The sequence below is a fragment of the Nocardia iowensis genome, assembly GCF_019222765.1.
In the GTDB taxonomy this organism is placed as follows: Bacteria; Actinomycetota; Actinomycetes; order Mycobacteriales; family Mycobacteriaceae; genus Nocardia; species Nocardia iowensis.
Genome location: NZ_CP078145.1, coordinates 6,204,531 through 6,222,548 on the forward strand (window position 1 = coordinate 6,204,531; position 18,018 = coordinate 6,222,548).

General features: G+C 68.3%; 19 protein-coding genes. 10 read left to right on the forward strand and 9 right to left on the reverse strand.

Annotation, left to right across the window (positions count from 1 at the left end; translation table 11 throughout):
* Positions 1-68 precede the first annotated feature (68 nt).
* The gene (locus KV110_RS28555) at positions 69-575 is read left to right on the forward strand and encodes a DUF3093 domain-containing protein (protein WP_393540206.1); all 507 of its coding nucleotides are present in this window, start codon (positions 69-71) and stop codon (positions 573-575) included.
* Between the two features lie 14 nt (positions 576-589).
* Here the strand turns inward: KV110_RS28555 and KV110_RS28560 are convergent, their stop codons facing one another.
* Complete coding sequence (locus KV110_RS28560; protein WP_069160046.1) at positions 590-892, reverse strand: DUF4193 domain-containing protein; 303 nt, start codon at positions 890-892, stop codon at positions 590-592.
* A 416-nt stretch (positions 893-1,308) separates the two neighbouring features.
* Between KV110_RS28560 and cei the strand changes: the two genes are divergently transcribed.
* On the forward strand, positions 1,309-1,986 hold the full coding sequence (cei, locus tag KV110_RS28565; protein ID WP_218470319.1) for an envelope integrity protein Cei: 678 nt from the start codon (positions 1,309-1,311) through the stop codon (positions 1,984-1,986).
* Positions 1,987-2,056: 70 nt separating this feature from the next.
* Here cei and KV110_RS28570 read toward each other — a convergent pair whose 3' ends face one another.
* On the reverse strand, positions 2,057-2,980 hold the full coding sequence (locus tag KV110_RS28570) for an inositol monophosphatase family protein (RefSeq protein WP_393540151.1): 924 nt from the start codon (positions 2,978-2,980) through the stop codon (positions 2,057-2,059).
* Positions 2,981-3,149: 169 nt separating this feature from the next.
* On the opposite strand from KV110_RS28570, the gene ppgK reads away from it, so the two are divergent.
* Together ppgK and KV110_RS28580 are read left to right on the forward strand one after the other, a co-directional pair.
* Entirely contained in the window at positions 3,150-3,908 is a 759-nt protein-coding gene (gene ppgK / locus KV110_RS28575; RefSeq protein WP_218470320.1) for a polyphosphate--glucose phosphotransferase, read from the forward strand.
* 267 nt (positions 3,909-4,175) lie between these two features.
* Positions 4,176-5,546: an RNA polymerase sigma factor gene (locus tag KV110_RS28580; protein WP_218470321.1), complete on the forward strand. Its 1,371-nt coding sequence runs from the start codon at positions 4,176-4,178 to the stop codon at positions 5,544-5,546.
* A 170-nt stretch (positions 5,547-5,716) separates the two neighbouring features.
* Here KV110_RS28580 and eutC read toward each other — a convergent pair whose 3' ends face one another.
* From eutC to eat, 3 genes are read right to left on the reverse strand one after another with little or no spacing between them, the layout of a single operon-like run.
* Positions 5,717-6,562 carry an ethanolamine ammonia-lyase subunit EutC gene (eutC, locus tag KV110_RS28585; RefSeq protein WP_218470322.1) on the reverse strand — a complete coding sequence of 282 codons (846 nt, stop codon included), beginning with the start codon at positions 6,560-6,562 and terminating at the stop codon, positions 5,717-5,719.
* Positions 6,562-7,971, reverse strand: a complete 1,410-nt coding sequence (locus KV110_RS28590; RefSeq protein ID WP_218470323.1) for an ethanolamine ammonia-lyase subunit EutB — start codon at positions 7,969-7,971, stop codon at positions 6,562-6,564. Before KV110_RS28590 ends, eutC begins: the two co-directional genes overlap by 1 nt.
* Positions 7,968-9,389 (reverse strand): ethanolamine permease, encoded by a 1,422-nt coding sequence (gene eat, locus KV110_RS28595; protein WP_218470324.1) that lies wholly within the window; start codon positions 9,387-9,389, stop codon positions 7,968-7,970. Before eat ends, KV110_RS28590 begins: the two co-directional genes overlap by 4 nt.
* 174 nt (positions 9,390-9,563) lie before the next feature.
* Here eat and KV110_RS28600 point away from each other — a divergent pair, with 174 nt between their 5' ends.
* Positions 9,564-10,328 carry a rhomboid-like protein gene (locus tag KV110_RS28600; protein WP_246634041.1) on the forward strand — a complete coding sequence of 255 codons (765 nt, stop codon included), beginning with the start codon at positions 9,564-9,566 and terminating at the stop codon, positions 10,326-10,328.
* Here the strand turns inward: KV110_RS28600 and KV110_RS28605 are convergent.
* Positions 10,318-11,502, reverse strand: a complete 1,185-nt coding sequence (locus tag KV110_RS28605) for a cation:proton antiporter (RefSeq protein ID WP_218470325.1) — start codon at positions 11,500-11,502, stop codon at positions 10,318-10,320. The genes KV110_RS28600 and KV110_RS28605 overlap by 11 nt on opposite strands.
* A 4-nt stretch (positions 11,503-11,506) precedes the next feature.
* Positions 11,507-11,989 carry a cation:proton antiporter regulatory subunit gene (locus KV110_RS28610; RefSeq protein WP_218470326.1) on the reverse strand — a complete coding sequence of 161 codons (483 nt, stop codon included), beginning with the start codon at positions 11,987-11,989 and terminating at the stop codon, positions 11,507-11,509.
* An 18-nt stretch (positions 11,990-12,007) separates the two neighbouring features.
* Here KV110_RS28610 and KV110_RS28615 point away from each other — a divergent pair, with 18 nt between their 5' ends.
* Positions 12,008-13,279, forward strand: coding sequence for a sensor histidine kinase (locus tag KV110_RS28615; protein ID WP_246634042.1), 1,272 nt, complete (start codon positions 12,008-12,010; stop codon positions 13,277-13,279).
* Positions 13,276-13,923 (forward strand): response regulator, encoded by a 648-nt coding sequence (locus tag KV110_RS28620; protein ID WP_218470327.1) that lies wholly within the window; start codon positions 13,276-13,278, stop codon positions 13,921-13,923. The genes KV110_RS28615 and KV110_RS28620 overlap by 4 nt, the downstream gene beginning before the upstream one ends.
* A gap of 1 nt (position 13,924) precedes the next feature.
* Here the strand turns inward: KV110_RS28620 and KV110_RS28625 are convergent, their stop codons facing one another.
* A complete protein-coding gene (locus KV110_RS28625; RefSeq protein WP_393540160.1) occupies positions 13,925-14,245 on the reverse strand; it encodes a DUF952 domain-containing protein in 321 nt (106 codons plus the stop codon).
* A 311-nt stretch (positions 14,246-14,556) separates the two neighbouring features.
* Between KV110_RS28625 and KV110_RS41665 the strand changes: the two genes are divergently transcribed.
* Positions 14,557-14,751: a DUF7455 domain-containing protein gene (locus KV110_RS41665; RefSeq protein ID WP_246634043.1), complete on the forward strand. Its 195-nt coding sequence runs from the start codon at positions 14,557-14,559 to the stop codon at positions 14,749-14,751.
* A 48-nt stretch (positions 14,752-14,799) separates the two neighbouring features.
* On the opposite strand, the gene KV110_RS28630 is transcribed toward KV110_RS41665, so the two are convergent.
* Complete coding sequence (locus KV110_RS28630; protein ID WP_218470329.1) at positions 14,800-15,597, reverse strand: TetR/AcrR family transcriptional regulator C-terminal domain-containing protein; 798 nt, start codon at positions 15,595-15,597, stop codon at positions 14,800-14,802.
* A gap of 118 nt (positions 15,598-15,715) precedes the next feature.
* Here KV110_RS28630 and KV110_RS28635 point away from each other — a divergent pair, with 118 nt between their 5' ends.
* Both KV110_RS28635 and KV110_RS28640 read left to right on the forward strand, forming a co-directional pair.
* Positions 15,716-17,449 carry a DEAD/DEAH box helicase gene (locus KV110_RS28635; protein ID WP_218479008.1) on the forward strand — a complete coding sequence of 578 codons (1,734 nt, stop codon included), beginning with the start codon at positions 15,716-15,718 and terminating at the stop codon, positions 17,447-17,449.
* On the forward strand, positions 17,449-18,012 hold the full coding sequence (locus tag KV110_RS28640; protein WP_218470330.1) for an SWIM zinc finger family protein: 564 nt from the start codon (positions 17,449-17,451) through the stop codon (positions 18,010-18,012). The genes KV110_RS28635 and KV110_RS28640 overlap by 1 nt, the downstream gene beginning before the upstream one ends.
* The last annotated feature ends 6 nt before the right edge of the window (positions 18,013-18,018 follow it).

Consider the following 18,018-nt stretch of genomic DNA (forward strand, 5'->3'; position numbering starts at 1 on the left):
CTACGCGTTGCACGGTCTGCCCCGTGACTTAGTGTTGACTCGTGTCGGACCAGCCCAACCCCATGACGATGGACGAGAAACAGCAGAGCCCGCAGCCGTACCGCGAGCGCCTCTGGGTGCCGCTGTGGTGGTGGCCGGTGGCCTTCGCCATCACCGGGTTGCTGGCCGCCGAAATTCATATGGGCGCACCGGGTTTGCGTGCCTGGCTGCCCTACGTGGTGCTGTTCCCGGTGCCGGTGTGGGTGCTGCTGTGGTTGAGCAGGCACCGCGTCGAGGTGGCGCCGGACGCGTCGGGCACGCTGGAACTCCGCGCCGACCGCGCCCACCTCCCGGTGAACTTCGTGGCCCGCGCGGCCGTCGTGCCCCGCACGGCGAAGAGTGCGGCGCTGGGTCGCCAGCTCGACCCCGCCGCTTATGTGCAGCATCGGCCATGGATCGGGCCGATGGTGTTGCTCGTGCTCGACGACCCGGACGATCCGACGCCGTACTGGCTGGTCAGTACGCGTCGCCCCGAACGGGTCCTGGCCGCGCTTGGCTTACCGGGCACGGGGCCGGGTGCGCCGAGCGCGGGCTGATCCCTCGTGTCAGCTCAAGCTGCGCAATCCATGCAGATCAGCTGACCACCCTTCTCGCTGGCCAGCCTGCTCCGATGGTGCACGAGGAAGCAGCTGGAACAGGTGAACTCGTCGGCCTGCTTCGGGATCACCCGAACCGTCAGTACTTCCTCGGACAGATCCGCGCCGGGAAGCTCGAACGACTCCGCGGTATCGGATTCGTCGATATCCACGACGGCGGACTGTGCCTCGTTACGACGAGCCTTCAGCTCCTCCAGCGAATCTTCCGACACATCGTCGGTTTCGGTACGCCTCGGTGCGTCATAGTCGGTTGCCATGTCGTCTTCCCCTCGTCCTTACTTCGTATATCCCGGACCGGCTCGATCACACCGATTCCTGCCGGAATCGCTGACTCGCACCGCCCCGCCGGTGGTGCACGTCACACGCACACCGGTCACCCATCAGGGCGGATCGGGCTGATCCACTCCGGATAGCGCTCGGTAAACGCAGGACGTGCCCTACTTGTTCCCGCGACCGACCACCAATTTCGCCACCGGCGATTCGATCTGGGCCGCCAGACAATAGCGGACCATGCGGCAAAAGTCGCAATCAAAACACAGACGATTCGAAACTGACGGGTAATCGACACCGTCTGTCGAACTCACCGAGACCTTGTGCGCCGTATTTACCCAGCCCGGCCGACTCCATCGGCCTGCCGTCCCCCGGGCCCGTGACCTTTTCGTAGAGTGGGTAGGTGGTTTCACTGATCACCGAAGGCCGCCCCGTGGATTCCCAGGGCAGGCCCTTCCTCCGACGGCGCCCGCAGCCCTGGCTCATCATGCTCGGCATCCTCACGCTGATCTGCACGATTGTGTGGGTCAAGGCGTTGACGACGACCGAGCAGGACACCAGCGCGATGGCCTGCAACTCGCCGAGTCCGGCCACCGATCCGGGTGCCGGGCAACCGGCGACGCTCGGTCAGCGCGTCGGCGCGAGCCGACTACAGGACGTGGAACCCGCTCCCCTGGCGGCCAGCAAGGTGCGCGTGCTCAACGCGAACAACCAGCGTGGCCAGGCCGCGCATGTGGCGGCGCAGTTCGGTGACCTCGGGTTCGCCAGCGCACCGGGAACGCAATATGGCAACGATTCGATATACGTCAACGGCGACCTGGAATGCACCGGGCAGATCCGGTTCGGCGTGAACGGCCGTCCGGCCGCCGCGTCGGTGCAACTGGTCGTCCCGTGCGCCGAGCTGATCGAGGATCAGCGGGCCGACGACACGGTCGACATGGTGCTCGGCTCGCTGTTCCGGGACATCCGGCCCAGCAACGACGCGGAAGAAGTGTTGCGTTCGCTGAAGAATCCCGCGCCCGGCGGCACGCCCTCGATCGACATCAAGCTGCTCGACGCCGCCCGACAAGCGCGCTGCTAGCGCTCCCCCGCGAGTTACCATGTGCCCGCGAGACCGGTGGTCGCGTGGGCACATGGGCGTCGGCGCGAATCTAGCGGTCCGGGATCGGCTCGGTAGCGCCGATTCGATCGAGCAGCATGGCCAGTTCGTCGGCGATGCCGGGTGCGGCGGCGACCACCAGGTCGCCCGCCTCGCCCGGGACGGTGGCGGGCGGCAGCGTGAGCCGGGCACCCGCCTCGGCCGCGATCAACGCGCCCGCACCCCAGTCCCAGGCGTTGAGGCCGTGCTCGAAGTAGGCGTCCACCCGACCCGCGGCGACGTGGCACAGGTCGAGTGCGGCCGCGCCGAAGCGGCGGATATCCCGCACGTGCGGCAGCACCTCGGCGATCAGCTGCGCCTGCCTGGCGCGCCGGTGCTTGCCGTAGGCAAATCCGGTGGCCACCAACGACATCGAGACCGTCTCGACCGGCGTGCACCGCAGATGTTCCACCGCGCCCTCGGCGTCGACCCGGATAGCGCCGAGCCCGAGCCCGGCGCTATAGGTGGCGCGCCGCGCGACATCAACCACAGCGCCCGCGACCGGTCGGCCACCGCGCAGCGCGGCCACCGACACCGCGTAACCGGGGATGCCGTACAGGAAGTTGACGGTGCCGTCGATCGGGTCCACCACCCAGTGCACGACGTCGGCGGCCGAGTCGGCGAGGCTGCCGCCGCCCTCCTCGCCGAGGATGGGGTCGCCGGGCCGTTGCTCGGCGAGCAGGCCGCGGATCAGGTCTTCGGTCTCGGTGTCCACGATGGTCACCGGATCGGTCGGGTGGCCCTTGGCCTGCACCGCGCCCTCGGCGGGCCCGCCTGCCTGCCCGAAGACCTCGGGGCGGCGGGCACGGACGTGCGCGGCCGCGGTCTCGGCGAGGTCGACCGCGACTCTGCGCAGTTCGGCCTCGTCGCCGCGGGCGACGATGATCTCGGAGGTGTAGTCGGACACTGGCGATGAGGTTTCCGGCACGCTCCCCATCGCATCACAGATCCTCGGGACCGCGCAGCATCGATCGCGCATTACTCTTGTCGTGCACGACACAACGCCGTCGTCGGGCACACCATCGCAACGCCGCTGACGGCGGCGCTGTGGACCTGTACGGCGGTGTTGTGCTCACACCGGCCAGCACAGGAACGAGGGGTTAGCCATGTCCGCTCGGGGGCAAGCATTCGGCATCGATATCGGCGGCAGCGGCGTCAAGGGCGCCGCGGTGGATCTGGCCACCGGTGAGCTGGTCCACGAACGGATCAAGATGGCGACGCCGCAGCCGTCGACGCCGCAGGCCGTCGCCGAGACGGTGGCAAAGCTGGTCGCTCAGGCCGATTGGGACGGCCCGGTCGGCATCACGCTGCCGTCGGTCGTGCTCGACGGTGTCGCGCGCACCGCCGCCAACATCGACAAGGCGTGGGTCGGCACCGACGCGCGGACGCTGTTCTCCACCGCGCTGGACGGCCGCGAGGTCACCGTGCTCAACGACGCGGACGCGGCGGGCCTGGCCGAGGACCGCTACGGCGCGGCAAAGGATTTCGACGGGCTGGTGCTGCTGCTGACCTTCGGCACCGGCATCGGCTCGGCCCTGCTGTACCAGGGCACGCTGGTGGCCAACAGCGAGCTCGGCCATCTCGAGATCGGCGGCATGGAGACCGAGCACCGCGCCGCCGCCTCGATCAAGGACCGTGACAAACTCACTTTCGAACAGTGGGCCGCCGCGGTGAGCACGGTGCTGATCGGCCTGGAGAACCTGTTCTGGCCGAAGGTGTTCGTCGCAGGCGGCGGCATCAGCCGCGACTCCGATCTATGGATTCCGTTGCTCACCAACCGAACCCAGGTGATTCCGGCGCATCTGAAGAACACCGCGGGCATCGTCGGCGCGGCGATGGCGATAGATGCGGGTATCGCCCCGTAAACCGGGTGCGGTCGTGCGAGAATTCGGATAACACTCCCGCGCCGTTGGCGGCATCGTGCCGAAGGTACCCTGGTTAGATCGTTACAATGGAACGTGCTCGGCTCGTTCACTAGCGAAGCGAGTGAACCACAGCCACAGTGCCCTCGGCTTACGACAAGTCGTGAGCCGGAAACCCGACCGGCCCTCCGCCGGTGAAACCCGACAGACCGCTCCGCCGGAAGACCACTCTGGCGTGACGCCGCACGAGACCGTCACGAAAGGGCGTACGTGGTAGCCACGAATACCCGTCAGACCGCCGATTCGGCCGAGGCCGATTCCGCAGATGTAACCGAAGCACGGCCGGTCCGTAAGGCGGCTGCCGCGAAGAAGGCCCCGGCGAAGAAGGCCGCCGCGGCCAAGAAGGCGCCTGCGAAGAAGGCCGCCGCCAAGGCGACCAAGGGGCCCGCCAAGAAGGCTGCCACCAAGAAGGTGGGACCGGACGGCGAACCCGGCGCCGACGAGCCGATCGAGGACGTCGAGATCGAAGACCTCGGCGATCTAGAGGTCTCTGAGGACGATCTCACCGAAGAGGCCGAGGACCTGGTCGTCGAAGAGGTCGCCGAAGCCGCCGAGGAGGAGGTCGAACCGACCGCCGCCGACAAGGCGTCGGGCGATTTCGTCTGGGACGAAGAGGAATCCGAAGCCCTGCGGCAGGCCCGCAAGGACGCGGAGCTCACCGCTTCGGCCGACTCGGTGCGCGCCTACCTCAAGCAGATCGGCAAGGTCGCGCTCCTCAACGCCGAAGAGGAGGTCGAACTCGCCAAGCGGATCGAGGCAGGCCTCTACGCGGCGGAGAAGGTCCGCGAGTTCACCGAGCACGGTGAGAAGCTGCCGGTCGCGATGCGCCGCGATTACACCTGGATCGTCCGCGACGGCAACCGCGCCAAGAACCACCTGCTCGAAGCCAACCTGCGACTGGTCGTCTCGCTGGCCAAGCGCTACACCGGCCGCGGCATGGCGTTCCTCGACCTGATCCAGGAGGGCAACCTGGGTCTGATCCGCGCCGTCGAGAAGTTCGACTACACCAAGGGCTACAAGTTCTCCACGTACGCCACCTGGTGGATCCGTCAGGCCATCACCCGCGCCATGGCCGACCAGGCCCGCACCATCCGCATCCCGGTGCACATGGTCGAGGTCATCAACAAGCTCGGCCGCATCCAGCGCGAGCTGCTCCAGGACCTGGGCCGCGAGCCCACCCCGGAAGAGCTGGCCAAGGAAATGGACATCACGCCGGAGAAAGTGCTGGAGATCCAGCAGTACGCGCGTGAACCCATCTCGCTGGACCAGACCATCGGCGACGAGGGCGACAGCCAGCTCGGTGACTTCATCGAAGACTCCGAAGCCGTTGTCGCCGTGGACGCGGTGAGCTTCACGCTGCTGCAGGACCAACTGCAGTCGGTGCTGGAGACCCTGTCCGAGCGCGAGGCGGGCGTTGTCCGGCTGCGCTTCGGCCTCACCGACGGCCAGCCGCGCACCCTCGACGAGATCGGCCAGGTGTACGGGGTCACCCGCGAACGCATCCGGCAGATCGAGTCCAAGACCATGAGCAAGCTGCGCCACCCCAGCCGCTCCCAGGTCCTGCGCGACTACCTGGATTAAGACACGCCCGACGAACGCCCGCATCTCGAGGGATGCGGGCGTTCGTCATTTCCGGCCCGCTGCTCGCCGCCGCGCACGGATTCGCGGGCCGCGCGCAGGATTGCCAGCGAATTCGGGCGCGGCTCGTCAACTGGTGCGCAGCACGACGACACGCACGCGGCGGGGTTGGGTCAGGGGGTGATGGTGAGAGGTGTGCTGGTGGGGAGGGTGTCGGTGCGGGAGGTGTCTTTGAGGTCGACGCCGGAGCGGCCGAGGCGGCGGGCGCCGGATACCAAGCCCGCCACCACTTTTGCGGCCTGGGTGTAGCCGAGGCCCGCTGGTGGGTGGATGTTGGAGATGCAGTTGCGGTCGGCGTCGGTGCGGCCGGGGCGGGCTAGGTGGGTCAGGTAGATGCCGAGGCTGTCGGCGACCGAGAGTCCTGGACGCTCGCCGATGAGCACCACGACGGTGGTGACACCCATTGCCTCGGCGATGTGGTCGCCGAGGGCGACTCGCGCCTGGGTCGCGATGACGGGGGCGGCGATCGAGTAGCGCGGAGCCAGTTCCTCGATCAGCGCGGCCAGGGTCGCGGTGCCGTGGTCGGTGAGGGCGCGTGGGGAAAGTCCGTCCGCCAGTACGAAGCCGATGTCGGCGCCACTGTGCGGTACCGCGGACAACGCACCCGTCGTGCTGGAACCGGTTGCGGGAGCTCGGAGTTCGGGCAATCGCCCGAGATCAGGTCGGCGCAGGTATTCCGCGCGGTCGCGCGCACGGCTGCGCACGTGTACGGGTGCACCGACGCCGAGCGCGGCGACCCGCTCCCCCAGTTCCGCTACGTCCAACGGCATATGCACCGCGTCGCGTGCCGCCGAGTGTGCCGCACGGAATTCCAGTACCCGCGCGGTGGGCAGCGCATCACCGGTGCGGCCGAGTCCGATCCTGGATTGGGTACTGCGCCGAAGATCCTCCCAGAACCGCTCCGCCGCAGTGTTTTCCGCGACGACTTCCAGCTTGGTGCGCGAGTTCCCACGCTTCATCAGGCGCCTGCCAGCGCTCGTAGCGGCGACGCGAGCGGTTCCACCGGGAGCACCCGGCCCGCCGCATCGATCATGCCGAGGCCGGACAGCCAGGCCTCGAATTCCGGTGCGGGACGCAGGTTCAGCACCCGCCGGGCGTACAGCGCGTCGTGGAAGCTGAGGCTCTGGTAGCCGAGCATGACGTCGTCGGCGCCGGGGACGGCGATGACGAAGGCGCAGCCCGCCGCGCCGAGCAGGGTCAGCAGGGTGTCCATGTCGTCCTGGTCGGCCTCGGCGTGGTTGGTGTAGCAGACGTCGACGCCCATCGGGAGGCCGAGCAGCTTGCCGCAGAAGTGGTCTTCCAGGCCCGCACGAATGATCTGTTTGCCGTCGTAGAGATACTCCGGTCCGATGAAGCCGACAACGGTGTTGACCAGCAGGGGGTCCAGGTCCCTGGCCACCGCGTAGGCCCTGGCCTCCAACGTCTGCTGGTCGACCGGTTTGCCGCCGGTGCCGAAGTGCGCGCCCGCCGACAGTGCCGAACCCTGACCGGTTTCCAGATACATGACGTTGTCGCCGACGGTGCCGCGCCGCAGCGACCGGCCCGCCTCGTTGCCCTCGCGCAACAGCGAAATGTTCACGCCGAACCCAGCATTGGCGCCCTCGGTGCCCGCGACCGACTGGAAAACCAGATCGACCGGTGCGCCCGCCTCGATCAGCCCGATGGTCGTGGTCACATGCGAGAGCACACAGGATTGGGTGGGGATGTCGAAGCGCACCCGCACCTCGTCCAGCAGGCTCAGGAGGTCGGCCGTCGCCTGCGGCGAGTCGGTGGCGGGATTGATACCGATCACGGCGTCGCCACAGCCGAGCAGCAGCCCGTCGAGCGTGGCGGCGGCGATGCCGCGCGGGTCGTCGGTGGGATGATTCGGCTGCAACCGGGTGGCCAGCGTGCCGGGCAGGCCGACGGTGGTGCGGAAGCCCGCGGTCACCTCAACGGCCCTGGCGACCGCGATCAGATCCTGATTGCGCATGATCTTGCTGACCGCGGCCACCATCTCCGGAATGAGGCCCGGCGCCACCGCGCGCAGGATTTCCGCGGCGCTGTCGCCCGCCGTGACCGCGAGCAGCCAGTCCCGCAGGCCACCCACCGTGAGATGCGAAATCGGTTGGAAAGCGACACGATCGTGGGTATCGATGATCAGCCGGGTGACCTCGTCGGTCTCGTACGGCACCACCGGCTCGTCGAGGAACCGGGTCAGCGGCACCTCCGCCAGCGCCCACTGGGCGGCGGCCCGCTCGGCATCTGAACCGGCCGCGCAGCCCGCCAGTTCGTCGCCGCTGCGCAGCGGGGTGGCCTTGGCGAGCAATTCCACCAAGCCGTCGAACCGGTAGCTGGTACCGCCGAGTTGCTGTGTGTAACAGGTCATTCCAGCTCCTCCTCGGCTTTGGCCAGCACCGCGAATTCCTCGTCCGGCGAGTTGGCCACCAGCTGGTGCCTGCTGTACAGGCCGAAGTAGGCCATGAACGCGCAGAACGCGACCAGCGTCCAAGTCGCCGCCACCGGGTCGACCAGGAACGTGGCAATCACCGCGGCACCGGCGATCACGAGCGCGAACGTGGTGGTGGCCACGCCGCCGGGTGTGCGGTACGGGCGCGGCATATTCGGCTCGCGCACCCGGAGCACGATGTGGCTGACCATCATCAGCACGTAGCTGAGCGCCGCACCGAACACGGCCATGTTCAGCAGCACGGCGCCCTTGCCGGTCAGCGACAGCGCGAAACCGACGACGCCGGGCACGATCAGTGCCAGCACCGGCGCCTTGCGCGCGTTGGTCACCGACAGGCTCGTCGGCAGATAGCCCGCCCGCGACAGCGCGAAAGTCTGCCGGGAGTAGGCGTAGACGATGGAGAAGAAGCTGGCCACCAGCCCGGCCAGACCGATGTAGTTCACCACCTTGGCGGCCCCACCGGTACCGAGCGCCTCGACCAGCGGATTGCCCGACGTCGAAATGGCCTGCGCGCCAAGCGCTCCGGTAGCCAGGAACAACACGGCCGCACCGGTGACGATCAGCACGAGCATCGCGCTGATGATCCCCTTCGGCACGTTCTTCTCCGGTTCCCGCGCCTCCTCCGCGGCCAGCGGCACCCCCTCGACGGCAAGGAAGAACCAGATCGCGAACGGCACCGCCGCCCAGATGCCGAACACCCCGAACGGCAGGAACGCCGAACTGCCAACGGCATTCGGGTCCGCCGGGATGTCGGTCAGCTTGTCCGCGTCGAACAGGCCGATCGCGGAGCACGCGAAGACCGCTAATCCGGCCAGCGCGACCGCGGTGATCACGAACATCGCCTTCAGCGCCTCCCCCGCCCCGGTCAGGTGCACCCCGATGAACAGCGCGTACACCGCCAGATACACCCACCAACCGTCGGTGATGCCGAACAGATTCAGCGACTCGACATAGCCACCGATGAACGTGGCGATGGCCGCGGGCGCGATCGCGTACTCGAGCAATATCGCTGTGCCCGTGGCGAATCCGCCCCATGGTCCGAGTGCGCGCCGAGCGAAGGTGTAGCCGCCGCCCGCCGCGGGCAGCGCCGCCGACAACTCGGCCATGCCGAGCACCATCGCCAGGTACATTCCGGCGATCAGCACGGTCGCGATGAGCAGGCCACCGAAGCCGCCCTCGGCGATGCCGCTGTTCCAGCCCGCGTAGTCACCGGAGATCACATAGCTCACGCCGAGCCCGGCCAGCAGCACCCACCCCGCCGATCCCGAGCGCAGTGTCCGCTTGGCCAGATAGTCCTCGTCGGCGGTGCCGGTTACCTTCGCGTCCTCGATCGTCATGGGCGGCGCGCACTCCTCATCCACATACCGTTTGGTCGGTGGACCAATTCTTGGGAGCGTTTGTTGCCCGGGTGTGAAACGACGTTACGGACGAGGTCCCGCCGTCCGTGACACATCACACACCACGGGCGAGTCGCACAGTCGCACCTCATCTGGGCACGGCACACTTGGCAAGTGGTTGCCTTCGCCGCGGTCCGGTTTCGGTCGCCTTGGACTCAGACGATCGACCTCCGCACCGAATTGCGCGTCGCGTGGGACTGGCTGCGGCGTCCCGGGCTCGCGCACCGAGTGCTGCCCGCGCTCCGGGAGCACCTCGGCGCCGCCCCGGCCAGCACCGCCTACGCGTTCACCCTGTTCGTCACCTGGTGGACACTGCGCGGAGTCGGCGATTCGGTAGAGCGCAGGCTGATCTTCTCCGCCTCGACCAACCTCTACAACATGCGGCACAACCCGGTGCAGGTGCTGGTTGCCTCGGCGTTCTGGACCGACGGCGGCTTCCCGTGGACCGCCATCGTCAGCTTCCTGATCGTGATGGCCTACGCGGAACGCTGGCTCGGCACCGGACGCTGGATTGTCCTGTTCGCCACCGGGCATATCGGGGCGACGCTGCTCACCGTCACCGGCATCTCGCACGCCATTGATCACGGCGTCATCCCGCTCAAGGTGGCCGTCGCCGCGGATGTCGGCACCAGCTACGGCTTTTCGGCGGTGCTCGCGGCGATGGCGTTCCGGTTCCGTGGGCCGGTCCGGCTGGTATGGGCGGGCACGCTCACCGTGGTGCTCGTCGCCGCGCTGTGGATCGGCCCGACATTCACCGACTACGGCCACCTGTGCGCGGCCGCGATCGGCTTCGTCGTCGGTGCGATCGCGACCACGCTCGGCCGCTGGGTCGAGAAGCGCAGCGCGGCAAAACAAGCCGCGCCCGCGGTCACGGAGTGACGGCGGCGGGCTTCCACCGGCGCTGCACCAGCCCGACGGCGGGCTCGACGACGCGCGCCGCGATCGGGCCGAGGATGGCCATCAGCAACACGTAGGCCGAGGCGAGCGCGGCCAGGTCGCCGTCGACGCCGCCCATGGTCACCGCCAAACCCGCGATGACGATGGAGAATTCACCGCGCGCGACCAGTGCCGCGCCCGCCCGCGCGCGGCCCATCGGCCGGATGCCCTGCCGTTTGGCGGCCCACCAGCCGGTGCCGACCTTGGTCAGCACGGTGACCACCGCCAACGCCACCGCCCAGCCGAGCACCGGCGGAATGGCTCGCGGGTCGGTGGTGAGGCCGAAGGCCACGAAAAAGATCGCCGCGAACAGATCCCGCAGTGGTTCCAGCAGTTTCGCGGCCTCGTGCGCGGTCGAGCCGGAGATGGCGATGCCGAGCAGGAACGCCCCCACGGCCGCGGACACGTTCAGCGCCGAGGCCACCCCGGCCACCAGCAGCGCCGCGCCGAGCAGTTTCAGCAGGAACACTTCACGGTCGGAGCTGTCCACGATGGCGGAGACATATCGGCCGTAGCGCAACGCCACCACCAGCACCACCGTGATCGCCGTCAGCGCGATGGCGAGCGACTTGGCGCCGCTGGCGAAGCTCAGCCCGGCCAGGATGGTGGTGAGGATCGGCAGATACACCGCCATCGCCAGATCCTCGAACACCAGGATCGACAGGATCACCGGCGTCTCGCGGTTACCGAGCCGCCCGAGGTCGTTGAGTACCTTGGCGACGATGCCCGACGACGAGATGTAGGTGACCCCGCCCATGGTGACCGCGCCGACCGCGCCCCAGCCGAGGATCAGCGCCACCACCACCCCGGGCGTCGCGTTGGCGACGATGTCCACCAGACCCGCCGCCCAGGACCGGCGCAAACCGGTCATCAGTTCCGGCGCCGTGTACTCCAAGCCCAGCAGCAGCAACAGCAGCACCACGCCGATTTCGCCTGCGACATGGCCGAATTCGTTGGCGGCGCTGAGCGAGATGAAGCCGCCTTCGCCGAAGGCGAGGCCACCGATCAGGTAGAGCGGAATGGGAGACATCCCGAAGCGACCAGCCAACCGCCCGAACGTGCCGAGGGCAAACAAGATCGCTCCGAGCTCGATCAAGGCGAGCGCGGTTTCGGTCACTGGTTCAGCCGTGCGTCAGAATCTTCGCGGCGGCGTCCAGGCCGTCCGGTGTGCCGACGACGACGAGGACGTCGCCTGAGGTGAAGGTGAAATCGGGGCCGGGTGAGGGATGCAGTTGCCCGGCGCGCATGACCGCGACGATCGACACCTTGGTGCGGGTGCGCATCGCGGTCTCGCCGAGTGTGCGGCCCTCGTACGGGGATTCGTCGGCGATCGGCAGCTGCCGGGTGGTGATGCCGGGCAGGTCGCTGTGCTCGTCGTTCAGCTTGGAGACCAGTTGCGGCGCGCCGAGCAGGTTGGCGAGCACGGCCGCCTCGTCGATGCTCAGCGGGATCTGCGCGGCGCAGGCGTCGGGATCCTCCAGCTTGGAGACGATCAGGTCGATGTCGCCGTCGCGGTGCGCGACCACTCCGATCCGGCGGCCGGAGCGCACCTCGAAGTCTTTCCTGACGCCAATTCCGGGGAGGGCGGTCACGTCGACATTCACGCTGTCCAGGCTAGCCCGATGTCTGATTCGGCCGGCGGGCCGGTCATCACTTCGGCGGATGGCGCCTGGTCAGGGCTGTGCTGTGATGGAGGCGTGCGGCAATGGTCGGAAATTCCGGAGATGGGGCGTGACGCGATCGGCGCGGTGCTGGTGTTCGCCGTCGGTGGCGCGCTGTATCTCACCGATCTCGGCGTCTTGACCCGGCACGGGTTGGATGTGCCGCTGCTGGTGCGGCTCGGCGTGCTCGCCGCACTCTGCGCCGTGATGCCGTTGCGTCGTCGAACGCCACTGTTGGCCATGTTCGCCGGGCTGGTGCCGCTGGCCGTTGACCTCTGGCTCGGGCCGACGGTGCCGGTGTGGGTGTTCTACGGCGACCTGATCTACGCCACGGTGTTGTATGCGAGCCGACGGGCGTCGCGGAACGTGACCAAGGTTTGGGCGGCGTTCTCGGTCCTCATCGTCATCGTGACGCTGAGCCTGACCCGCGACGTGCGGTCCGTCTCGCTTGCCGCTATCGCCATCTTCGCCTTCGTGGCGACCCCGCTGTGGTGGGCGAATACGGTGCGAACGCATAAAGAGATCGCCGAGGCCGAACGTGCTCGCGCGCAGGCGCTGACCCTCGTCGGCGACCTCGACCGCCGCGCCGCCATCGCCGACGAACGCACCACGATGGCACGCGACCTGCACGACGTGATCGCCGGGCATTTGTCGGCCATCGCGATCCAGTCCGAGGCGGCGCTGGGTGTGCTGGCCCGCCGCGAGGCCGATCCCGCGGTCCTGGGGATCATGCGGTCGGTGCGCACCAACAGCGTCAGTGCGCTACAGGAGATGCGCACGATGATCGGATTGCTGCGCAGCGACGGCGAGGCCGAGGACGAGGTGGCCGCGCCGCGGCGGCTCGCGCAACTGTCGATCCTGGTCGATGCCGCGCGGGCGGCCGGGGTCACGGTGCGGGTACGCGAAAACCTCGGTGACACCGAACTTCCCAGCGCGGTCGACCAGGCCGCGTACCGGATCGTCCAGGAGGCATTGACCAACGCCATGAAACACGCACCAGGACAAGGGGTCGACATCGACGTGCGCGTGGCCGACGGGCTGCTGCGGGTGTCCGTGCGCAACCCGACACCGGCGGTGGCGTTGCGGCACAACGAAAACCGGGATCGGCACCACGGTCTGATCAACATGCGCGAGCGGGCCGCCGCGCTCGGCGGAAGTTTCACGGCCGGACCGGATTCGCAGGGCTGGGCAGTGCTGGCGACCCTCCCGCTGTCCGCGGCGAGTGCGTCATGACGATCCGAGTGCTGATCGCCGACGACCACGCCGCGATTCGCGCGGGACTGCGGATGATCCTGGACGCCGAGGACGATATCGAGGTGGTCGGCGAGGCCGCCGACGGCGATGTCGCGGTCGCCCAAGCGAAAGCGCTGCGGCCGCATGTGGTGCTGATGGATGTGCGGATGCCCGGAGTGGATGGGATCACCGCGACCGAACGGGTCACCGCAGGCGGGCTGGCCAAGGTGCTGATCCTGACGACGTTCGATCTGGACGAGTACGTCTTCCGAACATTGCGGGCGGGCGCGTCGGGGTTCGTGCTGAAGTCGGCGTCGGGCCAGTCGCTGATCGACGCGGTCCGCACGGTGGCGGCGGGCGACGGCGTGCTCGCGCCCGAGGTGACGCGGGCGGTGATCACCGCGTTCGCCGCGACGAATACCGATGCGGCCGAACCGGAACCGCGGGGACTCGCCGATCTCACCGAGCGCGAACGCGAGGTGCTGGACTGTCTCGGTGAGGGGCTGTCCAACGCGCAGATCGCGGGTCGTCTGTTCATCGGCGAGACGACGGTGAAGACGCACGTGTCCCGGGTGCTGACGAAACTCGGTGTGCAGTCGCGGGTTCAGGCGGCCATCGTGGCACGCGAGGTCCGCGACCGCTGAACTACTTCGCGAGCTGAGCGAACACGCCGTCCGGACCGGGCTGGAACTCCTCGACGGCGATGACCGCGCCGGTCGGCAGCGGCCCGTACAGGTGCGGGAAGAGCATCGAGTCCGGGTCGGTCGGCACGCCGGGCTCCCACTTGACCGGCGCGCCGAGGCGGGCCGGATCGAGTCGCAGCAGCACCAGATCGCGGCGGCCCGCGAAGAGCCGGTTGGCGGGCAGGTGCGCCTGCTGCGGCGCGGACAGATGGATGAACCCCACCTCGTCGAGCGAGGGCGCGCGGTACTCGCCCGTTTGCCGAGCGGAAAGCCACTCGCCCAAAGTGCATATGTGAACAAGCGTGTGAGTGTCGTGGGTCACGGGTAATCTCCCGGTAGACAACTGGATCGGCCTGTTCGAGGTGGTGACCAAACGGAGTTCGTAGCGTGACCTGGCATGTTCGCCTGTAGCGAAATCCCTGGTCGTGTTATCGAAAACACACAGAATCACTTACGGGAACAAAGCCCCCGTCCCGAACGTCTGACAGAGTAGTCATACCACTGCTGGGAAGTAGCGGTAGCGAGCCCGCGGAGTGACCACGGGCCCCACACCAGGCAAACGGTCTGTGAACCGGGAGCCAGGACGGAGGAGTCATGCCAGGAACCCTGACTAGCACCCCACTGACCGCGGTCGATCGTTGCGACCGCTGCGGGGCGGCAGCACGAGTGCGCGCCGTTCTGCCCGCAGGTGGAGAGTTGCTCTTCTGCCAGCACCACGCGAACGAACACATGGATCGACTGCGTGAGTTGGAAGCCGTGATCGATACGGCGTCCGCTCCCGCCCTCTGATCAACTCCTCGCGTCCTGACACAACAACATCCGACAACAGAACACCGTTTACCGCAGCGGGCGATCCACGGATCGCCCGCTGTTGGTGTGTCCGGGGACCTTCAGCTCGCCGAGGATCCCATCCAGCAGGCGGTTGAGGCCGTACTCGAAGGCACCGGCCGGGTCCGCGGGGGCTTGATACAGCTCGCCGACCGCCGTGCCGACGCGCGACGACAAAGGGAACGAATCGGACGGCATGGCCTCGGTGAGCAAGGGTCCGTGCACCTCCCACCACTGGCTATCGGTCATCACCTGCGTGTCGCGGTGCGCGGCGACCGCCATGCGGGCGTTGCCGGTGGCGAACTCCGACAGCACGGCGATCACCCGGTCCATCGCGACGTCCGACAGGCCGATCCCGTCGATGGCCGCCAGCTGCCGCTCGTAGCGGCGCATCCGGCCGGGGCCGATCACCAGACGCCACGGCGACACCTCCAGCAGCCACGGATGCGCGATCAGCTCGGCCCGCGCCTGCCTGCCGACGGCGGCCATCCGCTCGCGTACCGGCAAGTGCGGTGAGATGGGCGCGTCCTCGTCGGCCACGGCGTCGACCATCAGCACCGTCAGCGCGTCCTTGCTCGGCACGTAGGTGTACAGGCTCATCGGGCGCAGGCCCAGCTCGGCCGCTACCGCGCGAATGGACACCTTCGCGTACCCGTCACGGTCGGCCAGGGCGACCGCCGCGTCGACCACGGCGTCGACGCTGACGGTCTGTTTCGGCCCCCGCCCGCCCGGTCGTGGCGGAAGCTCGTGCCGCCACAGCAGACCCACCAACTGTTTCGCCTGTTCGACGGCGGATTCATCGGCCACGGGACTCCTCGGAACAAACTCGGTACTCTGTACGTTGTTCAGATACTTCGTACACCATACGCCGATAAAGGGGTTAGCTCTGCGCAGCACACAGGCCACCTATCTGCCCGACCGTCACATATTCGCGCTGTGGACCTGGACCGGGCAGCACATCGGGCCCGCACCGGCCTCGTTCGGCGAGCGGGAGACCGTCGCACTCGCGGTACCCGTCGGCGCGGACGGCGCGATCGAGGTCGCCGACGTCGACTGCGCGTTGATCGATCCCGAGGCGTTCGCCGCACTGGACATCACCGACGCGGGGCCGTCGGTGCGCGGCTGGCGTACGACGCTGCGGGACGACTGCGACGTCGAGCTGCCGATCGCGGCGAACGCCGTGCCCAACGCGGCGGGTACCTCGATCGTGTCCGTTGAGCGCGCGATCCGGACATTGCGCGAAACGCAGTCCGTCGCCGCGGAATTGCGTTCGGCCCTGAAAGCCGATCTGCGGCCCTATCAGGTGCGCGGGGTCAGCTGGCTGCGGGAAACCACCGCGGCGCACGGAGGGGCCGTGCTGGCCGACGAGATGGGGCTCGGAAAGACGGTGCAGACCATCGGCTTTCTGCTCGGCAGGGCTGCGGGTGGACCACAGGTCGTCGTGTGCCCGACCTCGCTGGTGGGCAACTGGGCGCATGAGATCGACCGGTTCGCGCCCGCGCTACGGGTAGTGGTGTGGCGCGGTGGGCCGCTCGACGCCGCCGCGGGGAGCGTCGTCGTCACCGGGTATCCGACGCTGCGACTGCACGGGCAGCTGCTCGACGATCAGCATTGGGCGACCGCGGTTTTCGATGAGGCGCAGGCGTTGAAGAATCCGCGCACGCAGCTCGCCAAGGCGGCCAGGGCGCTGGACGCCGAGGTGAGTGTCGCGTTGACCGGCACGCCGGTGGAGAACCATCTCGAAGAGCTGTGGGCGCTGCTGAACCTGGTGACGCCCAGGCTGTTCGGGCACAAGACGCAGTTCCGGCGGCGGTTCGTCCGCCCGATCCAGGAGGGTTCCGCGGCCGCGGCGGCGCGGTTACAGGACGCCATCGAACCGGTGGTCCTCGCGCGCAAGAAGGCGCAGGTCGCCGCGTCGCTGCCAGCGAAGATGCACACCGACCTGCTGTGCGATCTCACCGGCGAACAGGAAGAGCTCTACGACAAGCTGCTCGATCGCGCCATCGACGACGGATTCGGTTCCGGCGTAGAGCGACAGGGCCGAGTGCTGGCGGCGCTCACCGCGCTCAAGCAGGTCTGCAACCACCCCGGCCTGGTCACCGGCGAGCTCACCGAGCTGGCAGGCCGGTCCGGAAAGCTCGATCTGTGCACCGATATTCTGGCCAACAACCTCGAGACGGGCGCTCCGACACTGATTTTCACCCAGTATCGGCAGTCCGGTGAGCTGCTGGTCCGCCATCTCGCCGAGCAGTTCGGGATCGCCGCCCCGTTCTTCCACGGTGGCCTGAACCAGGCCGAGCGCGCCGCCATCGTGACCGGATTCCAAGCCGAGGACGGGCCGCCCGTGCTCGTGCTCAGCCTGCGCGCGGCAGGCACTGGGCTCACCCTGACCCGCGCCGCCGACGTCATCCACTTCGACCGTTGGTGGAACCCGGCGGTGGAGGCGCAGGCGTCGGACCGGGCGCACCGCATCGGACAGACCCGCACCGTCACCGTCACCACCCTCACCTCGACCACCACCGTCGAAGAGCACATCGCCCGCATGCACGACCGCAAGTCCGCGCTCTCCGATCTCGGCGACTCGGCCGGCATCGCCGCGCTGGCCCGCCTCGACGACGACCAACTCGTCGAAATCCTGCGCCGGAAGAGGGAAAACTGATGGCGGACAACGAATTCGGCTACACCAAGTGGGGCATGGACTGGGTGCGGCTGGCCGAGCCGATTCGCCAGACCCGGCCCGACCCACTGCTCCCCCGGGCCCGCAGCGTCGCCCGCAACGGCGGCGTGCAGATCACCATCGAAGGGCGCGTCGTGCGCGCCGCCATCCATCGCGGTAACGAGGCGTCGGTGACCCACCTCGAGGTGGCGCCGCTGCCGCGCGCGGCGATCACCGCGATCGGCGAGCTCATCCCGGATACGGCGGTCCTCACCGATGAGATGCACCAGGCGGTGGTCGCGGCGGGCGTCACCCTCGCGCCGGTGCTGGCCGGTACCGACTGCTCGTGCAAGGCGCGGTCAGCGCGGTGCCTGCATGTGCTGGCCGTGTTCTATGACATGGCGCGGCGGGTGGACGAGAACCCGCGGCTCGCCTTGGAGGTGCAGGGGTATTTCCGAGGCGCACAGGATGATTCGCCCGTGGCGGCAGAAGTGCCGCGGTGGGTGCCGATCAACGCGCTCGACCCGGCGGACTACTTCGGGGAGCTGTCGCCGACACCGGCCTGATCGGGC